Genomic DNA, 18,853 nt, shown 5'->3' with positions numbered 1-18,853 from the left:
GTCTCGGCGGACTTACACTAAGGGTGGAGGTGCTGAGCAGATGAAATACGAGAAACTGTTTGCAGCAGGAAGAATAGGACGCCTTGAGCTTAGAAACCGGATTGTGATGCCTGCTATGGGCACATCACTGGCTGCGGCCAGCGGCGAAGCCTCGGATGAGATGATTGCTTACTATGAAGAACGTGCTGCAGGGGGCTGCGGTCTGATTATTACGGAGATTACCCGTGTAGACAATGAGACAGGAGTGGGCACACCCAATCAGCTGAACGCAAGTGATCTGCTGTATGTTCCCCGCCTGGAAAAGCTGGCCCGGGCTGTACACCGCCATGACAGCCGGATATTCCTACAACTCCAGCATCCGGGCCGGCAGAATCATGGCCGACTAATCGGCGGCAAGCAGATTGTCGCACCGAGTGCAGTCATGTCCTCAGCCATCGGTGAAATGCCCCGGGAGCTGACGACAGAGGAAGTGGAAGCGCTGGTGGGCAAATTCGTCTTCGGGGCGTACATTGCCCAGCTGGCAGGAATCGACGGGGTTGAAATTCACGGCGCCCACGGCTATCTGATTGGTCAATTTCTCAGCCCGCTGACCAATCTGCGGACCGACAAATACGGCGGATCACTGGAAGGCCGGATGCGGTTCCTGTGCGAGATTGTGCAGGGGATCAAGAAGACCTGCGGAGCAGGCTTCCCGGTCTCTGTGCGGATTGACGGGGATGAATTCGTGCCGGGCGGGATTACGCTCGAAGAAGCGCTGCTTACCGCGCAGCAGCTGGAGAAGCTCGGTGTGGACTGCATTAATGTAAGTGCTGGTACTTATGAGTCGTCGAATACGATTATCGAGCCGATCTCCTATCCGCAGGGCTGGAAGAAGCATCTTGCCGCCGCAATGAAGCAGGCCGTGCAGATTCCGGTCATCGCCTGTGATGTGATCCGCAAACCGGATTTTGCCGAAAGTCTCCTGGAAGAAGGCAATACCGATTTCGTGGCGCTTGGCAGAGCATTGCTGGCTGATCCGCAGTGGGGCAACAAGGCAGCGGAAGGCCGGGAGGCAGAGATTAGAACCTGTATCTCCTGCCTGCACTGCATCCAGGAAGTGATGGAGTGCAAGGTGATCAAATGTGCGGTCAATGCCAGAGTTGGCCGTGAGCTGGAATTCCCTGAGCCGCAGCAGAACGGAGACGGCAGAGTCGTGGCTGTGGTCGGCGGCGGACCGGCAGGCATGGAGGCAGCGCGGGTTCTGGCGCAGCGGAAATTCAAGCCTGTGCTGTTCGAGGCGCGCGATGTGCTGGGCGGCAGTGTGGAGCTGGGCAGCCGTCCGCCGCTGAAGGAGAAGCTGAACTGGTTCCTGGACAGCATGGAGCATCAGCTGGAACAGCTGCATGTGGATGTGCGGCTGTCAGAGAAGCCGACACTGGAGCAACTGCGGGAGCTTGACCCGTACGCGGTATTCGTAGCCGCCGGGGCACAGCCGATTATTCCGGCATTCCCGGGAGTGACCGGGGACAATGTCTGCACAGTGGTGGATGTGCTTAGCGGGGCGGCAGTGATCAGGGATAAGCGGGTCGTGGTGATCGGCTCCGGGATGACAGGGCTGGAGACGGCTGAATATCTGGCTGAACAGGGGAATCAGGTCACTGTGGTGGAAATGCAGTCGAGGATTGGCCCGGATGCCTATCTGCCGAATCTGATCGATATCGTCACCCGGCTGAAGAAGAACGGTGTGCAGCTGCTGGCTTCAACGAAGCTGGTGGAGGTGCGGGAGGGTACTGTAGTGCTGGAGAATGTCTCAACGGGTGATATTTCCGTTCAGGATACCGATGCCGTAGTGCTGTCCATCGGTGTTAAGCCGGAACGCGGTTTCGTGAATGAGCTTAAGCGGGTGATGCCGCAGGTGAAGGTGCTTGGCGACGCCGCGAAGCCGGGCAGAATCGGCCAGGCCATCCAGTCCGGCTTCGAGACGGCTTATGTGCTGAAGTAATACCAATTTAAGGAGGGTTCATGTATGGGGAGTTTTGTGAAAAGCCTGGCCGATATCCGGCAGTACGGCGGCAGACCGACGACCTTTTATGATGCGGAGATGCTGACAGTCTACTGGGAGACGAAGCCCGAGATTATTGAACGGCTGCTGCCGAAGCCGCTGAAGCCTGCGGGCCGGCCGCTGGTGAATGCCTTTATAGCCGATTACCCGGCCACGAATTTCTGTCCGCCTTACCGTGAAGCCGGATTGTTCGTGCTGGCCGATTACAACGGGGAGCTGGGCAACTATTGTCTGTCGATGCCGATCACCAGCGACATTGGCATGGCGATGGGCCGTGAGGTGTGCGGGCTGCCGAAGAAGATGGCGGATGTCCGCATGCAGGTAGAAGGTGACTCCATCAGCGGCTCGATCGGCCGGCAAGGGATTGATTTTTTCAGCATACACGCTCAAATGGCTGAAGTCTTCAATGATCCTGAAGCTGAAGGGATTCTGGAGCAATTCTACGGCAAGGACATCCCGCTCTACAATATCAAATATTCCAATGCGGTGGACGGCAGCGGGTTCGACCTGATGCCAATCCTGGTGACCCAGCGTCTGGTCAGCGACGTCAAGGTGTACAAAGCAGCGGAAGCATCGGTGATGTTCCAGGAATCCCCGCATGATCCGTGGAGCGAGCTCGAAGTCGTCAAGATGCTGGGAGCCGTCTATACTGTCAGCACTAATGTGCTGGAGAAGGGCAGGGTGCTGGAGCCGCTCCATCCGATGGAGTTCCTGCCTTACTGCTATCTCCGCTGGGACTGGTGGGAGAACAAGCTGCAGCCTGAGACTGCGGAGAGCTCCGTATAACGGGGACTCCGGTGCGGGATCAGAGCTGATGCATTCATTGTTATAGCCTAATCTGACAAATTTGAGGAGGATTACGATGATTAATCTTTTTGATTTAACAGGCAAGACAGCCATTATTGCCGGTGCTTCCAGCGGAATCGGTGTGCAGTTCGCCGACATGCTGGCTGATCAGGGTGCGGATGTGGCCATTCTGGCCAGACGATTCGACAAGCTGGCAGTAGTGGCTGAGGAACTTCGTGCCAAATATCCGGAGCGGCGGATTATCCCTATTGAATGTGATGTGAGAAAAGAAGATGAGATTATCGCCGCAGTCTCTAAGGTGATGGAGGCTTTTGGCCAAATTGATATTCTGATTAATAACGCCGGTGTGGTGGACTCTGTGCCGATTGATGCGCTGGAGGAAGAAGCCTGGGACCGTGTCCTCGATACGGATCTGAAGGGTGTCTTCCTGATGTCGAAGCATGTCATCCGCCACATGAAGGATCGCAAATACGGCAAAATCATCAATACCGCCTCCATGCTGGGCCTCACGGCATCGGCTTCGATTCCAACCCATTCCTACAATGCGGCCAAAGGAGGAGTGATCCACCTGACCCGGGGTGTGGCGGCTACGTATGCCAAGCACGGCATTACCGTCAATGCGATCGGCCCCAGCCTGTTCCATAGCGAGATGACGGAGAACACTTTGTTCACCGAGCAGGCGCTGCGGATGTACAACGCGGTCTGTCCGATGGGCCGGCCCGGCAATCCGGGGGAGCTGAACGGGGCGGTGCTGTATTTTGCCTCGGATGCCTCCAGCTATACTACCGGCCAGACTCTGTTTGTAGACGGCGGCTGGACGATCGTATAGAAGCTGCATCGTATAGAAGTTGTATATAAGATTGCATAAACACTGCATAAACATTGCATATTAGACGAAGCGCCTGCATTTATGCAGGTGCTTTTTTTCACAAGCAGAATCTAGCGGAATTTGTCGGAAATTACGGCTGAAAAGTGGACATACCTACCACGGAATGAGAAAATAGCAGTTATAGATCAGTATGACATGCTGGAGCTCTTCTGCTGTCCTGAGTAAGGATGGGATAGGCTCAGCGGTAAATAGAAGGATACTTAATTGTGTTCGGATATATAGTCTTATATTTATAAAAAAGGACGGGATCATTCATGACAATTCGTTTCGGGGTCGTAGGCACTAACTGGATTACTGACCGCTTCGTTCAAGCCGGACTGGAGAATGAGGAATTTATCCTCACAGCCGTGTATTCCCGCACAGAGGAGAAGGGACGGGCTTTTGCCGCAAAATATGCAGGAGCTTCGATCTATACGGACCTGGAGGAGATGGTATCCGGCGCAGAGGTGGACGCGGTCTATATCGCCAGCCCCAATTCGATGCATGCGGAGCAGTCCTTAATCTGTCTGAACCATGGCAAGCATGTCATTTGCGAGAAGCCGGCTGCCTCTAACAGCACAGAGCTGAAGGCAATGATTAACGCGGCGCGCAGCAATGATGTGCTGCTGATGGAAGCGATGAAATCAACCTTTATGCCGAATTTTGGCGTAATCCGGGATAATTTATATAAGCTGGGTCAAGTGCGGCGATATTTCGCCGGTTATTGTCAATACTCATCGAGATACGATGCTTACCGCCAGGGCAGGGTGCTGAACGCCTTCAATCCGGAATATTCGAACGGCTCGCTGATGGACCTGGGCATCTATTGCCTGTATCCCATGGTGGCGTTATTCGGCAAGCCGGACTCGGTCAAGGCAGTGGGTATGATGCTCTCCTCCGGAGTGGACGGCGAAGGCAGTATGGTAATGCGTTATCCGGATATGGATGCCGTGGTCATGCATTCCAAGATCGCCGACTCTTATCTGCCGGCTGAGATTCAGGGTGAGAACGGGACGATGGTCATCGACAAGATCAACCAGCCCTATCAGGTCAAAATCCATTACCGTGACGGCACCATCGAAGAGCTTACGCTGCCGCAGGTGTTCGAGCCGATGTATTATGAGATTCAGGAGTTCATTCATCTCTTGAAGAGCGGCCAGCGGGAGAGCGGAACTAACAGTCATGCCAATTCTCTGGCGGTTGCCGAGCTGATGGAGGAAGCAAGAAGCCAGATCGGCCTGCGCTACGCCTCGGATCTATAGCTGTACGGGCATGTACGGCCTGAATTAGGATGTACGACTGGAAAAGGGGAGCGGAACTTGAAGACTTTCAAAAAGGTATACATCGAGATTACAAGCGTCTGCAACCTGGCCTGCAGCTTCTGTCCGCCAACCGAGCGGCAGAAGAATTTCATGAAGCTGGAGACGTTCAATACCATACTCGATGAGATTAAACCGCATAGCAATCATATCTACCTGCATGTCAAAGGCGAGCCGCTGCTCCATCCGAAGCTCGGCGAGCTGCTGGATGCAGCGCATGCCAAAGGCTTCAAGGTCAACATCACGACCAACGGCACGCTGATCCATAAGGCGGGGCCGAAGCTGCTGGGCAAGCCGGCATTGCGGCAGATGAACTTCTCGCTGCACAGCTTCGACGGCCATGCGGGCTCCGAGAACCGCGAAGGTTATGTGTCGGAGATTATCCATTTCGTCCGGGAGATCTCTGCCCAGGGCGTCATTGTCTCGTTCCGGCTGTGGAACCTGACGGAGGACAACCGGACGAATCTGGAGAAAAGCCGCAACCGCGAGACGCTCGCTCTGCTGGAGGAGGCCTTCGGGCTCGACTTCCGGATCGAAGAGAAGGTTGTCCCCGGCAGCGGGGTGAAGATTGCCCCGCGTGTCTATCTGAACCAGGACCACGAGTTCAGATGGCCGGCTCTGCACGAGCCGGAGGACGACGGCAAGGGCTTCTGCCATGCGCTGCGCAGCCAGGCGGCGGTGCTGGTGGACGGCACGGTTGTGCCGTGCTGCCTCGATGGCGAAGGCATGATCAAGCTCGGCAATATTCACGAGACACCTTTCTCCGAGATTGTCGAGGGCGAGCGGGCGAATAACCTGTTCTATGGCTTCTCCCGGCGGGAAGCTGTCGAGGAGCTGTGCCGCAAATGCGGGTACCGGCAGCGGTTCGGAACTTAGCGGGATAGCGGTGCTGGTGAATACAGGAAGCTGCCGCAGGGGAAGTTAAGCTTATATCTGAAATATCAGTACAGGCCGGACAATGCGAAAAGAGGGAACGGATGCCTACTATACTTGTTGCAGACGACGATGCGAACATCCGCGAACTCGTCTGCCTATTTCTGCGTAATGATGGATACACAACAGCTGAAGCTGCGGACGGTAAGGAAGCACTGGAGGTCTATGCCAGGGAGCATGTTGATCTCGTCGTGCTCGATATTATGATGCCGGTGATGGACGGCTGGACGTTATGCAAGGAGCTTAGAAAAGCCGATCCTGATCTTCCGCTGCTGATGCTGACGGCCAGAGGCGAGACCTGGGAGAAGGTGAAGGGGTTCGAGCTGGGCACGGATGATTACCTGACCAAGCCGTTCGATCCGCTGGAGCTGACGGTCCGCGTCAGGGCGCTGCTGAAACGGTACCGCATTGGCAGCGCGCAGATGATCCGGTTCGGCAGCACTACCCTTGACCGGCAGACTTACAAGGTGATCAGCGGGACAGAATCGCTGTCGCTGCCGCTCAAGGAGTTCGAACTGCTGTACAAGCTTGCCGGGACACCCGGACAAGTCTATACGCGTGAGCAGCTGATCGATCAGATCTGGGGAATTGATTATCCCGGGGATGACCGGACGGTAGATGTGCATATCAAGCGGCTGCGGGAACGGTTTGCGGCTACACCTGATTTTCGCATAGAGACTGTGCGCGGGCTGGGCTACCGGCTTGAGGTTACGGAATGATCAAATCCTTATACACCCGCGTAGTCCTGACTTTCCTGGTCTCTGTAATCGGGGGGACGGTTATTTCTTTTTTTGTGGCTACATGGCTGTTCAGAGATAAATTAAACGAGAATCTGCAGCTCCCCCTGCTGCGCTTCGGACAGGATATTGTGCGGATCTATGACGCCTTCCCGCTGAGTGAGGCAGATGCGTTCGTACATGGAATGCAACAACTTGAATCCTACCATATCCGGATTTATGAACAGACGGGCCAGTTTCAGTCTTTCGGTGAGCTGCATGAGAATAAGCCGGTTAACGTGACCACGGAACAAGTGAAGCAAGTCTTGTCCGGGAAAATTGTTCAGCTTAATCCAACGGGAATTTCCACTACGCTCTTAGGGCTGCCGCTCACAACTGAAGCGGGGACGAAAGCGATGTTTGTAGAGCCCATCGGTCCTCCTTCCACCTCTTTTGTCCTGACATGGATTCTGAACTTCTCGATCTATTCGCTGGTAGCAGGAAGTCTCGTAATTCTGGTTGCTGCCATGTTTCTGGTCCGGCCGATCAAAAAGCTGACCAACGCGACCCGGCGGATCGCAGCCGGAGATTTCAATGTGAAGCTGAATATTAAGCAGAAGGGTGAGCTTGGTACTTTGGCACGGAGCTTCGAAGAGATGATGCATGATCTGCAGCAGCTGGAGCAGATGCGCAGGGAATTCGTCACCAATGTGTCGCATGAGGTTCAGTCACCGCTGACCTCCATATCCGGGTATGCACTGGCGCTTAAGCAGATGAATATCCCGGAGGGCGAGCGGAACCGATATCTGGATATTATCATCAGCGAAGCGGAGCGGATGTCCAAGATGAGCGACAGTCTGCTGAAGCTGAGTCTGCTGGAATCGCAGTCCCGGCAGCTGCAGCTCACCACATTCAGCCTGGATGAACAGATCAGACGGGTAATCGTTGCACTCCAGCCGCAATGGTCGGCCCGCAGCATCAGCTTCGAGCTTCATCTGAAGGCCGTCCGGCTGACGGCTGACCATGATCAATTCAATCAGGTGTGGACGAATCTGCTGGGGAACAGCATCAAATTCTCCAGGGATGGCGGCGTGATCAGCGTCAGTATCAAGCAAGATTATAAGAACGTGACCGTGCGGATATCCGACACGGGCATCGGGATCTCACCTGAGGACCAGAAGCGGATCTTCGAACGGTTCTTCAAGGCCGACCGTTCCCACAGCCGCCAGTATAACGGAAGCGGTATGGGACTGGCTATTGTTAAGCAAATCGTCTTGCTCCATCAAGGCGATATCCGGGTGGAGAGTGAGCCGGGACGGGGCGCGAGCTTCATTGTCACCCTGCCGGTCACTGCACCGGCGGATTAGTCTGTTCTGCTGCGGCAACCTGCTCAAGCTTAGGCTTGTGCAGGTTGCCGCAGCTTTTTTTCATTGACTGGAAAATAATGCTACTCGCCGATTGTGGATAATATGTGCATAATATTGTGGATAAGTCACATTGGAATTTGGAGCAGGAACCTTCTATAGAGGACGAATTAGTGCTTGTGACCGGAATCCCACTGATTCCGCCGAAAGTGAGCGGCATGGGTAAATTAAAGGGATAAATCCCTCTGAATCCGCCGAAAGTGGGCGGCACGGGGAAATTAAAGGGATAAATCCCTCTGAATCCGCCGAAAGTGGGCGGCACGGGGAAATTAAAGGGATAAATCCCTCTAAATCCGCCGAAAGTGAGCGGCATGGGGAAATTAAAGGGATAAATCCCTCTGATTCCGCCGAAAGTGGGCAGTGAGAGGAAATCAAAGGGATAAATCCCTCTAAATCCGCCGAAAGTGGGCAGTATGGGGAAATCAAAGGGATAAATCCCTCTAAATCTACTGATAGTGGGCAGTGAGAGGAAATCAAAGGGATAAATCCCTCTAAATCCGCCGAAAGTGGGCAGTGAGAGGAAATCAAAGGGATAAATCCCTCTAAATTCGCCGAAAGTAGGCGACATGGGGAAATTAAAGGGATAAATCCCTCTGATTCCGCCGAAAGTGGGCGACATGGGGAAATTAAAGGGATAAATCCCTCTGAATCTGCCGAAAGTGAGCGGCATGGGGAAATTAAAGGGATAAATCCCTCTGAATCCGCCGAAAGTGGGCGGCACGGGGAAATTAAAGGGATAAATCCCTCTGAATCCGCCGAAAGTGAGCGGCATGGGAAATGAGGGGCAGAAGTGCCCCTGAATTCGCCGAAAGCGAGCAGCAAGAGGAAATGAGGGGCAGAAGTGCCTCTGAATCCGCCGAAAGTGAGCGGCAAACGGAATGAGGAGCAAAAGTGCACTTGATTCACCCGTAAAGGTGATTTTGTTCAAATATAAGAATTTATATGTTTCGCACGGTAACTTATCCTTCTATTGATCGCTGAAACACCCCGTCCTTATAGGACGGCGTAGCCGTTTCCACTTGTATGCAGCTGTTCATATTCAGTTCATATTGCCGTCACGGGGAGTACATCTTCATTGTGTAAGCTTACCTTATTGGTTCGTAAGGATCTTAATCAAACGATGAGGACAGGTGCATGTATAATGAAAAAATGGCTTAGGGTTACGCTTAAATCTATTGCGGCCATAATGATCGCCATAGTGCTTTTTTTAGCTGTTGTGTTTGTAGTGAATATTATCAGCAGCAAATCGGAGCAGGGGGAAATTGAGTCTTACGGCCAGTTGGTGCCTGTAGACGGCAAAAAGATGAATGTACTGATTCAAGGGACGGGCGAGGAAACTGTGGTGCTGCTGCCTGGTTATGGCACGGGCGCTCCGGCACTGGATTTCAAACCTCTGATCGATGAGCTGTCTCCGCATTACACGGTAGTAGCGGTTGAGCCGTTCGGCTATGGATTAAGTGATGGAACCGATAAGGAACGGACTAACGATAATATTGCAAGTGAAATTCATGAGGCATTGCAGCAGCTGGGTATTAACCGTTACACGCTGATGGGGCATTCCATTGCCGGCATATACGGACTGGATTATGTGAACAAGTACACAGACGAAGTGACTGCTTTTGTCGGAATCGACAGCAGTGTGCCGACACAAGGCGGGATGGATGCTGAAATGCCCATCGGACTGTTTAAGTTTCTGGACAAATCAGGTCTGATGAGAATGCTCAAGAAGCTGAGCGGTGACCCGTATGCCGGACTGCCATATGATGATCAGATCAAGCAGCAGATGAAAATGATCTCGAATAAAAACTCCAGCAACGATACTACTATGAATGAAATGAAACATTTCAATGATAACTTTACAGCGGCTCAGGCTTTGGCATTCCCTAAGGAGCTCCCGCTGCTCCTCTTCATACAGGCTAATAATACAGATGTTGAGGGCTGGCAGACGCTGCATGAAGGGCAAGTGAAGGATTCTGTGCACGGCAAACTGATCCCGCTTGAAGGGGAGCATTACCTACACCACACCCTGTCTAAAGAGATCGTCCAGGATTATAAGGCGTTCATGGAACAGGTTAAATAATAGAAGCTTTGCGCTATATTCTGGTAAACAGAAACAGCGGCAGCCCGGGACAGTAACAAGTCTTGGATTGCCGCTGTTTTGTGATGATAATTGTAATTAGCTTAGTTGATTATTTACGGGATTAAGAAACCTGGCAAGCTTCTCTTTATAGGCTTCAATGTCATGAAAAGTCTGAAGCTCATGCTCCTGTAACAATTGGTGTAATTCCACCAGCTTATTAATCAATCCCTCCGCAACACATACGATATTGTCCCTTGTGAAAATGTACTTGGTGAAAGTAGCTTGTTCTGTACCCCAAATGACTGTTTCTTTCTTATACAGAACATCAATATAAAATCCTCCACAACCAAAAATACCACAAGAGCAGGTATACATCGGGATTCTCCCTTGACGGGTAAGGGATTCGAAGAACTCAGTGACTACAAATACTTCTCCCTCGTCTTCATTTAGCCTAAGCCCATTTACATATAGAGATATAGTGGAAGTAACTACCGGAGCTAATACCCGTTTATGCTTAGAGATATTCGTGTATTTCTTGGATATATCAACCAACATTTCAAAAGTCAGGGTGTCTAAGCTGTTATCTTCAGAAGCAGCCATATATCATTACCACCTTTAGTTGGAGGTCTGAGCGGACTGAGATTCCCTTATTTCTCCAAAAAACCTCATAATAAGGCTGAAACGGACTGAGATTCCGTTATGTTGTTCTTTTGAGCTTAAAATGAGGATGATTAGGAGACTTAACGGAATCTCAGTCCGAATCCCCCGCAATATCCCCAGATCGTGCAGGATAGAGGAATCTCAGTCCGCTTCACAGCTGGATGAGTCATGAGGACCCGCCGAAGTTCCGGTGGTAGAATGGCTCGCTCCATGCGCATCCGCTAAGCTCCCTCTTGATTCACCCGTAGTATAATTATGTTCGGCAACATACGCCCGGCTTACCTACATCAGTCCCTGACAATAAGATCAGCCTGAATTAGGATTTTCTCATAGCTAGTGCCCGGATTCAGGATTCTCCACAGCATATGATCTACAGCTCTTGTACCGAGCAGCTGCTTGTTAACATTAACGGTTGCCAGGAACGGCAGGTTGGGGTGCGTATTATCGAAACCGGTAAACACTAGATTGTCAGGAACGGGCATACCCATAATCTCCATCGTCTCCAGGGCGAACAAAGCGTAAATATCATTAGCGCATACAAAAACCTCGGGCAGGCCGTGTTCGGTAACAGCCGCAGTGAAGGTTTCCCGGAAATTATCTATCTCCGGCCCGTTAAGGGAAGGGTTCTGCTTAAGTTCGATCTCGTTATCCTCAAGTGCGGCCCGGAAGACCAGGAACCGTTCATAGAAGCTCTGGGCATCACGGATGTTGCCGAGGAACTGGTAGTTGCGGTAGCCCTTTTTGATGACGAGGTTCATCAGTTCTCTCATGCAGGACAGATTATCGGTAAAAATAGAATCGCACGGAAAGCTGGGATCGTAGTGATCCACCATCATGACCGGAATGCCGAGACTCCTGATCTCTGCCAGAATAGGTGTGGAAATGGAGCCGACTGTAATGACCCCCATGATGGCCTCGGGATTGAGGAGCGAGAACATTGAATCATCTTTGGGCTCTGTCAGCGTTAGCACATTAATGCCCCGCTGATCCAGCCGGGTAGAGATGCCGTTGAACAGCGGGCCCCAATATAAGGAGTCCGGATTCTGATAGCGGATGTTGGGAAATAAGATCAGAATGGTTCCCGACCATTTGCGGGCATCCAGATCGATAAGCTTACCCGGAGGCTGCGCAGTGGTTGAGTCTTTAAAGTATCCGAGCTGCCCTGCGGCTTTGAAAATCATATCTCTGGTCTGTGAGCTGACACCGGGTTTGCCGGATAATGCCCGTGACACTGCAAATTTAGATAGCCCCGTAAAATCTGCTATGGATTGGATCGTTACTTTACGCCGCATGAAATCATCCTACTTTAGTCAGTTTATTTAGTCTCTTCAGAAGAACTACATTCCAATTTTACATGAAGAAGAGTAGACTAACACTTGTTTTTTTAGTTTTCTGAAAATGGTTTTGCCTATGAATCTGTCTGTTATTATGATTATAGTTTTATATTATCTTTTTGTTTTTATATAATGTTATTTTGTTATTCTAAAGATAACACTGTTATACGCCTTCAACAAGAGATAAGCGATTTTCCCCCGTAAACAAGCCTTTTTTATGTTAAAATAAGGATTTTTAATAAAATATTATTGACCATCTTCCTGCTCGGTGGTAATATTTGTTATGCTAAGAAAAACAAAATAACAATAACAAACAGGGGCGGTGTGAAAAACAAACAAAGATAAATGGGCTTTTGTTATTTTTTTAACCAGCATTGTAAGCGCTTTATCCGAGATGTGGCAGCACTGACTTATTCATCATTTATCAATTATCATGGGAGGTTTGACGGATGAGAAAGATAAAGGGGTATTCAGTTTTATTATTGTGTTTTGTTTTTTTACTTACAGCCTGCAGCGGCGGCAACAATGCAGCCAATAATACCAAGGCCAATGCGACGGCAGAGCCTGCTGCTACAGAGGCAGTGGCAGAAGCAACAGCGGAACCGACGGCAGCACCTGTTGATATGGGCGGACGTGTAATTAAGGTAGCGGCCTGGTGGGATCTGAAGCCTGCGGGCAATTCCGCATCCGAGAAGGAACGTCTGGCCAAGATTACTGAAGTGGAGCAGAAGTACAACTGCAAGTTCGAATTTGTAAACGTTCCCTTCGAAGAATTCATGCCTAAATTCACAGCTACCGCTCTTACCGGCGAACCCTTTGCCGATATCGTAATTATGGAGTACAACTCGGCCTGGCCGGCAATCCTCAAGGGACAGCTGATGAAAGTAAGCGAATATACAACAGCGGCTTCCAATATCAACAACGAAGCTAATCTGCTGGTGAAGGCGCCAAAAATTGCTAATGAGGACTACGCCTTTGCTGAACCCGGTGTGGGTGGAGCCGGTATTCACTACAATCGTGACTTGTTTAAGAAGCTGGGGCTTCCTGACCTTCAGGAGCTGTATGCCAGCGGACAATGGAATTGGGAGAAGTTCGTTGAAGTTGCCAAGCAGGCAACCAAGGACACAGATAATGACGGCAAAATCGATACTTACGGCTTCTCAGGCTGGGCGATCGATATGCTGCGTAACTTCTCCGCTGCCAACGGCGGCAAGCTGGTGGATGAAGCAACAAGCACTCAGGGTCTGACTGATCCGAAGGTTATTGAGGCGGCTGAATTCATTAACCGTCTGTACAACGTAGAGAATGTAGTCAAAGTCAAAGGCGCAGACAAAGTCGGCTATGACGAATTCAATACCTTCAAGGATGGCGATGTAGCGATGTTCCCGGCTCCGATCTGGAACCTGGGCGATTTGACCTTCGATTTCGGTGTGGTTCCTTTCCCGAACGGACCTTCCGGATCGCCTGAAGTTACCTATGCCGATAACGGCAAGAATGCATTCTTCGTTCCCAAAGGTGTGAAAGATCCGCAGGCGGTCTATCAGGCTTTTGAAGATACCTATGATATTACACAAACTGGTGATTTCCCTAGCCAGGAATGGCTGGAAAGTATCTACGCACATGAAGAAGATGTCGCTATGATGCATGAGCATATCAATAACACAGGCCAGATTCTGCTTGAAACCGCTTACCCGGAATATCCGACCTCCGGTTATATGAAGGACATCATTGTAGACAATCAATCGGTTACTGCAACTGCCGAGAAGTATAAGCCGGAAGCAGAAGCTTCCATTGCTAAGCTAGGCAAGTAATAGGAGGGTTCCGGATCGTCATAACAACGGGGGGATGTCTTGGTGACTCCCCCTATTGTATGGATATAAGATTTCCGCTTGTAAGGAGGACTTCTGGTGACAGATAAAAAGCGTCAATCCAAAATAGCCAAGAATATAATGCTTGCTGCTGTAGCATTGCTGATCATGCTTCCGGCAGGCTTGAATGTACAGGCGGAGACTGGCACGAAGAAGGCTGTCTCTGCAGAAGAGCAGGTTCCCGGCGTTACCTCCGGGATTGCGGCGAATACCGGGAATAAATACGTTGCCTATCTGGCTGAACATAAGGATGCTCCCAGACCTGATCAGGAAATTATTCTGGAGGCGGCTGACTATAGTCATGTAGAAGGCGGCGGCTTCGAGAAGTGGTCCGATTACGAAGGTATGGCCGGTGAAGCGCTGTTAACCGGTGAAACCGGCAAGGCCGAGTGGACTGTTCAAATTAAGGAGGCCGGCTTCTATAACCTGTCGATGCTGTACTATCCCGTCGAAGGGAAAAGTTCGGCTATTGAGCGCGCCTTCTATATTGACGGGAAGCTTCCTTTCAAGGAGGCGGCGTTCCTGCAGTTTGACCGGATTTGGGATAATCAGTCGGATCAGCTGGTCCAGGACAACCAGGGCAACGACCTGCGGCCAAGGCAGGTGGAGCGGCCGGTCTGGAGCGAGAAGGCGTTTCAGGACTCCGACGGTTATGAGAATGAGCCGTTTTTATTTTATTTCAGCGCCGGCACACATACGCTAACGCTGGAATCTTCAAGAGAACCTGTACTGATTAAGCAGCTGAAGCTGTTCAGGCAGAGTGCGCCGCTGCCGTACGAAGAAGCGAAGAAAGCGTGGGACTCCGAAGGCATGCAGGCCGTAAGCAGCCAGCTCCTGACCGTTCAGGCAGAAGACGCAACGGCGAAATCCTCCCCGACGTTGTACCCGCTGAATGAGCGTTCGAGCCCGGCAGTGACTCCGTACAGTTCTTCTGTAATCAAAATTAACACGATTGGCGGGCTGAACTGGCGGATACCGGGTCAGTGGATTGAATGGGAAGTGGATGTGCCTGAGACCGGATTCTATAAGCTGGCCTTCAAGACGCAGCAGAATTATGTGCGGGGAATCTATTCAACCCGGAAGCTGACCATTGATGGTACCGTCCCGTTTGCGGAAATGGCCAAGGTTCCTTTCCGGTATAAAAGCTCTTATCGGCTGGACATTATGGGCGGCAATGAGCCCTATCTATATAAGCTCGGTAAAGGCAAACATACCATACGGCTGGAGGTAAGCCTGGGCGAGTTCGCCCCGCTCATCCGCGAGGTAGAGAACAGCCTGTACAATCTCAACTCCATGTACCGCAAGATCCTGATGATTACGGGTACAAAGCCGGATGAGTACCGGGATTACCAGCTGGACCGGAAGATTCCGGGCCTCCTGGAGGTATTCGCTGTGGAGCGCGACCGCCTGAAGGGGATTGCGAAGGAACTGGTCCGTTTATCCGGACAATCCAGTGATCAGGAAGCGCTGCTCAAGACGATGGCCGAGCAGCTGGACGAGATGATTGAGGACCCGGATACGGTCCCCAAAAGACTTACCGCCTACAAGACGAATACCGGCGGACTCGGCACCTGGGTCCAGACGGCAAGAGAGCAGCCGCTTGAAGTGGACGCACTCTACATAGCTTCACCTGATCAGAAGCTCTCGAAGAAAGGGATGGGCTTCGGCGCGAAGCTGAAGCATGAGACGGCGGCCTTCTTCACTTCTTTCTTCACCGACTACAACCAGATCGGCAATGTGTCGGATGAGGATGAGCAGAAATCGGTTACCGTATGGATCGGCAGCGGACGGGATCAGGCCAATACGATGAAGGCGATGATCGATGAGACGTTCACCGCAGCCACCGGGATTAATGTCAATCTGAAGCTGGTCAACATGACCACGCTGCTTCCGGCGACCCTGGCCGGACAAGGGCCGGATGTGGCAATGCAGATCGGCAATGATCTGCCGGTTAACTTTGCAATGCGCAATGCGGCGGCAGATCTGACGCAGTTTGCGGATTTCGGGGAAGTGAGCACACGTTTCCGCGAGAGTGCGGTGCTGCCTTACCGGTATGACAGCGGGGTCTATGCCCTGCCTGAGACCCAGACCTTCAATATGCTCTTCTACCGCAAGGACATTCTGGAGGAGCTGGAGCTTGAGGTTCCGCAGACCTGGGATGAGGTATCCACACTGCTCGCGGTGCTCAGCAAGAATCATATGCAGTTTGGCCTGCCTGTAGTGGTCCAATCGGCAGTGCAGGGACAGAACATCCCGCCGAACTCGATGTTTGCCGCGCTGCTGTTCCAGAATGGCGGGCAATTCTACCGCGATGGCGGCAAAGCGTCAGATCTGGATTCGCGTACCGGAATCGAGACCTTCAAGCAATGGAGCGAATTCTATACCGATTACAAGCTGGAACGCGAATATGACTTCGCCAACCGCTTCCGCACAGGTGAGATGCCGATCGGCATCGCGGATTATACGTTATACAACCAGCTTTCTGTATTTGCACCGGAGATCAGGGGCATGTGGGGTTTCGTGCCGATCCCCGGAACTGTGAAGGAAGACGGTACGCTGGACCGGACAGTCTCCAGTGGCGGCAGTGCAGTCGTAATGCTGGATAAAGCGAAGGACAAGGATGCTTCCTGGGAATTCATGAAGTGGTGGACGAGTGAACAGACCCAGACGGTGTTCGGGCGTGAGATGGAAGGCTTGATGGGCGCTGCCGCACGTTATCCGACAGCGAATATCAAAGCGCTGGACAGCTTGCCTTGGCCGATCGCCGATTACGAGAATCTGAAAGCCCAGTTCGAATGGGCAGAAGGGGTTCCTGAGGTTCCGGGCGGATATTTCACGGGCAGACATTTGTTTAATGCTTTTTACAAAACAGTAGTCGGCGGTGTGGAAGCCAGGGAATCCATCATGGATTATGTCCAGTATATTCAGGACGAAATCACCACCAAACGCAAAGAGTTTGGTCTATAGCGGTAAGGGGGAGAGTCAAGCGTGCAAACTTGGTGGAGCCTGAAATGGCAGCAGATGAGAGCGAATAAGCATTCGTACATTCTGATGGCGCCGTATATGCTGTTGTTCGCCGTATTTACGGTGCTGCCGGTATTGGTCTCGGTTGTGCTTAGCTTCACATACTTCAATATGCTGGAATTTCCGAAGTTCATTGGGTGGCAGAACTACACGCGTCTTTTTTTGGAGGATGATGTATTCCTGATTGCCCTGAAGAACACACTGCTGTTCGCAGTAATTACAGGTCCGATAAGCTATATCGCCTGTTTCGTGTTTGCCTGGATCATCAATGAGCTGTCTCCGAAGCTGAGAGCGGTAATGACGCTAGTGTTCTATGCCCCGTCCATCTCGGGGAACGTGTACTTCATCTGGCTGATGATCTTCTCCGGGGACCGGTACGGGATCATGAACGGGCTGCTGCTGAAGTTCGGCTTCATCCTGGAACCGATCCAGTGGCTGAAGACAGAAGGCTATATTATGCCGATCATTATCCTGGTCCAGTTATGGCTTAGTCTGGGAACGGGCTTCCTGACCTTCATTGCCGGACTGCAGACCGTGGATGGAACCTTATACGAAGCGGGAGCCGTGGACGGAATCAAGAACCGCTGGCAGGAGCTCTGGTATATCACCTTGCCTTCCATGCGCCCGCAGCTGATGTTCGGTGCTGTCATCCAGATTACGACCGCGTTCGCCGTAGCTGATGTTTCGATTGCCCTGGCCGGGTTCCCGAGCGTGAACTATGCAGCGGAGACCATCGTGACGCATCTGATCGACTTCGGCACCACAAGGTTCGAGATGGGCTATGCTTCAGCGATTGCTACTGTATTGTTCTTCATCATGGTAGGCACCAACCTGGTGGTGCAGAAGCTTCTTAGAAAGGTGGGTGAATAGAAGACATGAATACCCCCTTTCAAATAGGTTCCAAACGGTTAAACCGGCCTTTGCGGATGCCCAAGAAGCGGGTGAACCGCTCTGCCTGGGGCACCTTCTCTTTATTTGCCCTGCTTACTGTATTCGGGGCGTTTATGATTTTGCCGCTGGTGTATGCGATTAATAATGCGTTCAAGCCGCTGGACGAAATCTTCATCTTCCCGCCGACGCTGTTTGTCCGGCACCCGACGATGAACAACTTTATCGATCTGTTCAACCTGCTGGGGAATTCATGGGTGCCGTTTTCCCGGTATATTTTCAACACGGTGTTCATTACCGGTGCAGGGATTATCGGGCATGTCCTGCTGGCTTCGGCGGCAGCGTACCCTCTGGCCAAACATCATTTTCCGGGCAAAAAAGCACTGTTCAGCATCGTTGTCCTCTCGCTGATGTTCACACCGGCGGTGACGGCTATGCCAAACTATATGATCATGTCCTGGCTGGGCCTCATTGATACGTACTGGGCGGTTATTATACCGGCCTTCGCTTATTCGCTTGGCCTCTATCTGATGAAGCAATTTATGGAGCAGATTCCCGATGTGCTGCTGGAAGCGGCTAAGATTGACGGGGCCAGCGAATACCGTATTTTCTGGTCGATCGTGATGCCGAATGTTAAGCCAGCCTGGCTGACACTCATCATTCTGTTATTCCAGATTCTCTGGGGCAGCGACGGCAACGGGTTCATCTACAGCGAGCAGCTGAAATCACTGCACTTTGCAGCGGGCCAGGTGGTTGCAGGAGGGATTGCCCGTTCCGGTCCGGCGGCAGCGGTGGCCCTCATTCTGATGAGCGTGCCGATCACGCTGTTTGTGTTCTCGCAGAGCCGGATTATAGAGACCATGGCAACTTCGGGAATGAAGGATTAAGGGG

General features: G+C 51.8%; 15 protein-coding genes. 12 read left to right on the top strand and 3 right to left on the bottom strand.

The annotated features are described in order from the left end of the window. Positions 1 to 40: 40 nt before the first annotated feature. The 7 genes from MHI42_RS15990 (at position 41) to MHI42_RS15960 (ending at position 8,051) form a co-directional block, all read left to right on the top strand. The gene (locus MHI42_RS15990; RefSeq protein ID WP_342424425.1) at positions 41 to 1,981 is read left to right on the top strand and encodes an FAD-dependent oxidoreductase; all 1,941 of its coding nucleotides are present in this window, start codon (positions 41 to 43) and stop codon (positions 1,979 to 1,981) included. 24 nt (positions 1,982 to 2,005) lie between these two features. Continuing rightward, positions 2,006 to 2,827 carry an acetoacetate decarboxylase family protein gene (locus MHI42_RS15985; RefSeq protein WP_342424424.1) on the top strand — a complete coding sequence of 274 codons (822 nt, stop codon included), beginning with the start codon at positions 2,006 to 2,008 and terminating at the stop codon, positions 2,825 to 2,827. Between the two features lie 76 nt (positions 2,828 to 2,903). Further along, positions 2,904 to 3,677 (top strand): SDR family oxidoreductase, encoded by a 774-nt coding sequence (locus tag MHI42_RS15980; protein ID WP_342424423.1) that lies wholly within the window; start codon positions 2,904 to 2,906, stop codon positions 3,675 to 3,677. Between the two features lie 314 nt (positions 3,678 to 3,991). Continuing rightward, positions 3,992 to 4,978, top strand: coding sequence for a Gfo/Idh/MocA family oxidoreductase (locus MHI42_RS15975; RefSeq protein ID WP_342424422.1), 987 nt, complete (start codon positions 3,992 to 3,994; stop codon positions 4,976 to 4,978). A 57-nt stretch (positions 4,979 to 5,035) separates the two neighbouring features. Then, positions 5,036 to 5,911 (top strand): radical SAM/SPASM domain-containing protein, encoded by an 876-nt coding sequence (locus MHI42_RS15970; protein WP_342424421.1) that lies wholly within the window; start codon positions 5,036 to 5,038, stop codon positions 5,909 to 5,911. 101 nt (positions 5,912 to 6,012) lie between these two features. Beyond that, positions 6,013 to 6,687: a response regulator transcription factor gene (locus tag MHI42_RS15965; protein ID WP_171720634.1), complete on the top strand. Its 675-nt coding sequence runs from the start codon at positions 6,013 to 6,015 to the stop codon at positions 6,685 to 6,687. After that, positions 6,684 to 8,051: a HAMP domain-containing sensor histidine kinase gene (locus tag MHI42_RS15960; protein ID WP_342424420.1), complete on the top strand. Its 1,368-nt coding sequence runs from the start codon at positions 6,684 to 6,686 to the stop codon at positions 8,049 to 8,051. The genes MHI42_RS15965 and MHI42_RS15960 overlap by 4 nt, the downstream gene beginning before the upstream one ends. On the opposite strand, the gene MHI42_RS15955 is transcribed toward MHI42_RS15960, so the two are convergent. Then, complete coding sequence (locus MHI42_RS15955; protein WP_342424419.1) at positions 8,032 to 9,036, bottom strand: hypothetical protein; 1,005 nt, start codon at positions 9,034 to 9,036, stop codon at positions 8,032 to 8,034. The genes MHI42_RS15960 and MHI42_RS15955 overlap by 20 nt on opposite strands. A gap of 213 nt (positions 9,037 to 9,249) precedes the next feature. On the opposite strand from MHI42_RS15955, the gene MHI42_RS15950 reads away from it, so the two are divergent. Next, on the top strand, positions 9,250 to 10,188 hold the full coding sequence (locus MHI42_RS15950; RefSeq protein WP_342424418.1) for an alpha/beta hydrolase: 939 nt from the start codon (positions 9,250 to 9,252) through the stop codon (positions 10,186 to 10,188). 96 nt (positions 10,189 to 10,284) lie between these two features. Here MHI42_RS15950 and MHI42_RS15945 read toward each other — a convergent pair whose 3' ends face one another. Further along, positions 10,285 to 10,788: a hypothetical protein gene (locus tag MHI42_RS15945; RefSeq protein ID WP_342424417.1), complete on the bottom strand. Its 504-nt coding sequence runs from the start codon at positions 10,786 to 10,788 to the stop codon at positions 10,285 to 10,287. Between the two features lie 347 nt (positions 10,789 to 11,135). After that, entirely contained in the window at positions 11,136 to 12,140 is a 1,005-nt protein-coding gene (locus MHI42_RS15940) for a LacI family DNA-binding transcriptional regulator (RefSeq protein ID WP_342424416.1), read from the bottom strand. A 491-nt stretch (positions 12,141 to 12,631) separates the two neighbouring features. On the opposite strand from MHI42_RS15940, the gene MHI42_RS15935 reads away from it, so the two are divergent. From MHI42_RS15935 to MHI42_RS15920, 4 genes are all read left to right on the top strand, one after another. Continuing rightward, on the top strand, positions 12,632 to 13,993 hold the full coding sequence (locus MHI42_RS15935; RefSeq protein ID WP_171720630.1) for an extracellular solute-binding protein: 1,362 nt from the start codon (positions 12,632 to 12,634) through the stop codon (positions 13,991 to 13,993). 138 nt (positions 13,994 to 14,131) lie between these two features. Continuing rightward, positions 14,132 to 17,017 carry an extracellular solute-binding protein gene (locus MHI42_RS15930; protein ID WP_342424756.1) on the top strand — a complete coding sequence of 962 codons (2,886 nt, stop codon included), beginning with the start codon at positions 14,132 to 14,134 and terminating at the stop codon, positions 17,015 to 17,017. Positions 17,018 to 17,071: 54 nt separating this feature from the next. Beyond that, positions 17,072 to 17,944 (top strand): sugar ABC transporter permease, encoded by an 873-nt coding sequence (locus MHI42_RS15925; protein WP_081970408.1) that lies wholly within the window; start codon positions 17,072 to 17,074, stop codon positions 17,942 to 17,944. Positions 17,945 to 17,949: 5 nt separating this feature from the next. Continuing rightward, entirely contained in the window at positions 17,950 to 18,849 is a 900-nt protein-coding gene (locus MHI42_RS15920; RefSeq protein ID WP_042133769.1) for a carbohydrate ABC transporter permease, read from the top strand. Positions 18,850 to 18,853 lie beyond the last annotated feature (4 nt).

The sequence above is a fragment of the Paenibacillus sp. FSL E2-0178 genome, assembly GCF_038593005.1.
Classification (GTDB): Bacteria; Bacillota; Bacilli; order Paenibacillales; family Paenibacillaceae; genus Paenibacillus_AQ; species Paenibacillus_AQ phytohabitans.
Note: the sequence above shows the minus strand (reverse complement) of the source record. Positions and strands in the feature narration are given on the sequence as shown.

Coding starts and splice junctions, on each gene's coding strand:
- MHI42_RS15990 (WP_342424425.1), top strand. CDS start 41: ATGAAATACGAGAAACTGTTTGCAGCAGGAAGAATAGGACGCCTTGAG.
- MHI42_RS15985 (WP_342424424.1), top strand. CDS start 2,006: ATGGGGAGTTTTGTGAAAAGCCTGGCCGATATCCGGCAGTACGGCGGC.
- MHI42_RS15980 (WP_342424423.1), top strand. CDS start 2,904: ATGATTAATCTTTTTGATTTAACAGGCAAGACAGCCATTATTGCCGGT.
- MHI42_RS15975 (WP_342424422.1), top strand. CDS start 3,992: ATGACAATTCGTTTCGGGGTCGTAGGCACTAACTGGATTACTGACCGC.
- MHI42_RS15965 (WP_171720634.1), top strand. CDS start 6,013: ATGCCTACTATACTTGTTGCAGACGACGATGCGAACATCCGCGAACTC.
- MHI42_RS15960 (WP_342424420.1), top strand. CDS start 6,684: ATGATCAAATCCTTATACACCCGCGTAGTCCTGACTTTCCTGGTCTCT.
- MHI42_RS15950 (WP_342424418.1), top strand. CDS start 9,250: ATGAAAAAATGGCTTAGGGTTACGCTTAAATCTATTGCGGCCATAATG.
- MHI42_RS15945 (WP_342424417.1), bottom strand. CDS start 10,788: ATGGCTGCTTCTGAAGATAACAGCTTAGACACCCTGACTTTTGAAATG.
- MHI42_RS15940 (WP_342424416.1), bottom strand. CDS start 12,140: ATGCGGCGTAAAGTAACGATCCAATCCATAGCAGATTTTACGGGGCTA.
- MHI42_RS15935 (WP_171720630.1), top strand. CDS start 12,632: ATGAGAAAGATAAAGGGGTATTCAGTTTTATTATTGTGTTTTGTTTTT.
- MHI42_RS15930 (WP_342424756.1), top strand. CDS start 14,132: ATGCTTGCTGCTGTAGCATTGCTGATCATGCTTCCGGCAGGCTTGAAT.
- MHI42_RS15925 (WP_081970408.1), top strand. CDS start 17,072: ATGAGAGCGAATAAGCATTCGTACATTCTGATGGCGCCGTATATGCTG.
- MHI42_RS15920 (WP_042133769.1), top strand. CDS start 17,950: ATGAATACCCCCTTTCAAATAGGTTCCAAACGGTTAAACCGGCCTTTG.